The organism is Candidatus Binatus sp., from assembly GCF_036567905.1.
GTDB lineage: Bacteria > Desulfobacterota > Binatia > Binatales > Binataceae > Binatus.
Map to the genome: position 1 here is coordinate 1 of NZ_DATCTO010000062.1, position 2,820 is coordinate 2,820.

Below are 2,820 nucleotides of genomic sequence, written 5' to 3' on the forward strand. Positions count from 1 at the left end.
CCATGGTGGGTTCCGTATTAGATGAAGCGGATGGTTGGCTGCGGGGCGCGCCCGCGCCTTCCGGCTAATCACCCCTGCTGCGCAGCGAGCTTCTTGGCCGGCATCTTGCAATCGCCGTCGAATTGCGCGCCCTCGTTGAGCACCAGGCTCGGCGTGCTGATCGTGCACTGCGCTCGCGCCGTCGCCATCAACTCGACGCGTTCGCGCGCCGTCACTTCTCCGCTGAACGCGCCCGCGATCGTCACCTTGCCTGCGGAAATCCGCGCGCTCACCACCGCGCCGCTCGCGATTAGAACTTCATCGCCGGTGATCTCGCCTTCCGCTTCGCCTTCGATTTTTACCGGGCCGCGAAAGTTGAGTTTCCCCGAAGCCTTGGTGCCTTTTCCGATCCGTGACTCGAATCCCGATTCTTCGTTGAGCGCCATATACCGATTGCCTTTCCCGGGTTGGGGTTTCACTATTGCGGGAATGCGCGAGCACACGCAATCTCGCCGGCCGGATCGCTAATGTGAATGAAACGTTAAGTAGTGCGCCGTAAGCGGCTTGCACGCGTCACGCCGCGCGGTGCAATGTTTTTAACCAGGAGATTCGGCGTCAAATGAATCACAAACCCGGCCAGCTGCGGGAACACGGACCTGAACGCCGCGGCGGCCAGGGACTCGATCCGCATCAGTATGATTCCGGCGACGCGACGATCCTCGCGCTGCTCGCCGAGACTCCGGCCGCCGATCACGTCGATCTCGTGATCACCTGGCGCGCCGACGCGTACGAAGTATGGTCGCGGCGCGGGATGATTCGATTCAAACGCTTCGCCGATGAAGGCGGCGCGCTGTCATTCGAGGTCGTCGAGCAAATCGGCCGCAACCCGATCGCAAATCAGGATCCTTTCATCGTTTCCACGATTGACGAGGAACTCGACGCCGCCGCCCGCAGCGGCAATCGCACCGACGATCCGAATTGCGCCTGGTTCGAACCCCACGTGCTCAGCCATCCTTACGCGTATGAGCGAATCGCCCAACTCTTCGACAGTCCGCGCGCTCCCGATATCGTCCTCAGCCCCAAGGCCTACGCCTACGGAATCCAGCCGGGGCAGCATGGCGCGCTCGACGTGGTGCAATCGCGCGCGCCGCTGGTGTTCAGCGGTCCGGGCGTCCGCCGTGGACTGTTCAAGCTGGGCGCCCGCCAGGTCGATGTCGCGCCGACGATCGCGCGCCTGATGGGAATGGCGAAAATCGCCGGCCTCGACGCGTCGGGCTCACCCGCCGAGGTTTACTTGAAGCGCCAGGACGGCAAGCCGCTCGAGGAAATTTTCGACGATAACGCCGCGCGCCCGACTAGCGCCTACATGTTCCTGCTCGACGGCCTGTCGCATTCGGAGCTGCGCCATCAGCTCGATAACAATCCCGGCGCGATTCCAAATATCGCCGGCCTGGTCGAGCGCGGCGCGATGCTCTCGCACGGATCGATCGTCAATTTCCCGAGCATCACGTGGCCCAGCCATTCGACGATTCTCACCGGCGCATGGTGCGGGCATCACGACGTCGTCAATCCCACTTTCCACCTGCGCGAGCATCGCGAGACCGTGCCGATTCAGGGCAACATCTTCGAGACCGAGCGTTTTCTGAGTCTCGGCGTCGAGACGCTCTACGAGGCCTTCAAGCGCGCCGGCGGCCCGGGCGCGATCACGGCCTCGATCCATGAACCCCAGGGACGCGGCGCCGATCATGCGGCCTTCGAGCGGCGGATCGTCGGCGACAAGGCGCGCCTCAAAGCACTTACCATCGAGATGTCGGCCGACGTAAGCCCGCGATGGGCGGCGGACAATATGTCCACGATGATTCGCGAAGAGGTCGTGGATAACCGCGGCATGGCGCAGGCGATCAACCTCTTCGAACATTGCGGCGACGATGCGCCCGTGTTCGTCGCGCACGAGTTTGTGATCACCGATGGCGCCGGCCACGACTACGGCCCCCACCACGAGGGGCTGCGCGAGGCGCTCCATCGCACCGACCAGCGAATCGGCGCGGTGCTCGAGTTGTTTCGCGCGCGCGGCCTGCTCGAATCCACGCTGTTCATCGTCACCTCCGACCATGGGATGGCGGCGCAGCGCGTCGAGCTCAAGGCGAACCCGGCGCTCGAGCCGGAGCGGGCCGGAATCCAGGGCGTGTTTGCCGAGCCGATGATTTATCTGCGCGATCTGCGAGTCGAGATCGAGCGCGCGCGCGATCTGCGCAGCATTGCGATCACCGTGCTGGACAACGACTTCCTGCCCGACGGGGAGCATCCGCCGATTGCCGGCGCGCGCGTCACGCTGCATGGCCGTGGCGGCAACGACACTGTGATGGCGGATTCGCTGACGCCTGAGAGCGGACGGGTCGCGTTTGCGACGCCCGCCCACGCCTCCGACGCCGAGCTGACGGTGAGCGTCGAGCGCGATGGGTTCAACCGTCGCGTGATCCGGGCAGATGGCGCATCGACCGGCAAAGACATTCGCCAAATCCTCTACGCGAATCTCGTCAAATAGAAGGAAAAAGGTGCCGACGCTTCCCGCATTTTCCGTTAAAGAGCGCGTTAATTATTCACCCCATTTAGTCATTGTAGGCGCGGGTGCCAGCGTGGCGGCTACACCAAGAGGTGACCGCCGAGGCAAGCGTCTGCCCGTCATGGCTGACTTTGTAGACCGTGGCCTGCACCCCGAAAACTCAGCCGAAATGAGGTAGAGTCCGTCGCCTGAAAAGGAGACGGACAATGAAAGGGAGTCGCTTCAGCGAGGAGCAGATCATCGGGGTGCTGCGCGAACACGAGGCCGGGGCAAAGACC

General features: G+C 63.5%; 2 protein-coding genes. One reads left to right on the forward strand and one right to left on the reverse strand.

From position 1 onward, the window contains the following. Nucleotides 1-68 precede the first annotated feature (68 nt). On the reverse strand, nt 69-425 hold the full coding sequence (locus VIO10_RS09405) for a polymer-forming cytoskeletal protein (RefSeq protein ID WP_331962828.1): 357 nt from the start codon (nt 423-425) through the stop codon (nt 69-71). 173 nt (nt 426-598) lie between these two features. Here VIO10_RS09405 and VIO10_RS09410 point away from each other — a divergent pair, with 173 nt between their 5' ends. After that, a complete protein-coding gene (locus VIO10_RS09410; protein ID WP_331962831.1) occupies nt 599-2,524 on the forward strand; it encodes an alkaline phosphatase family protein in 1,926 nt (641 codons plus the stop codon). Nucleotides 2,525-2,820: the final 296 nt, after the last annotated feature.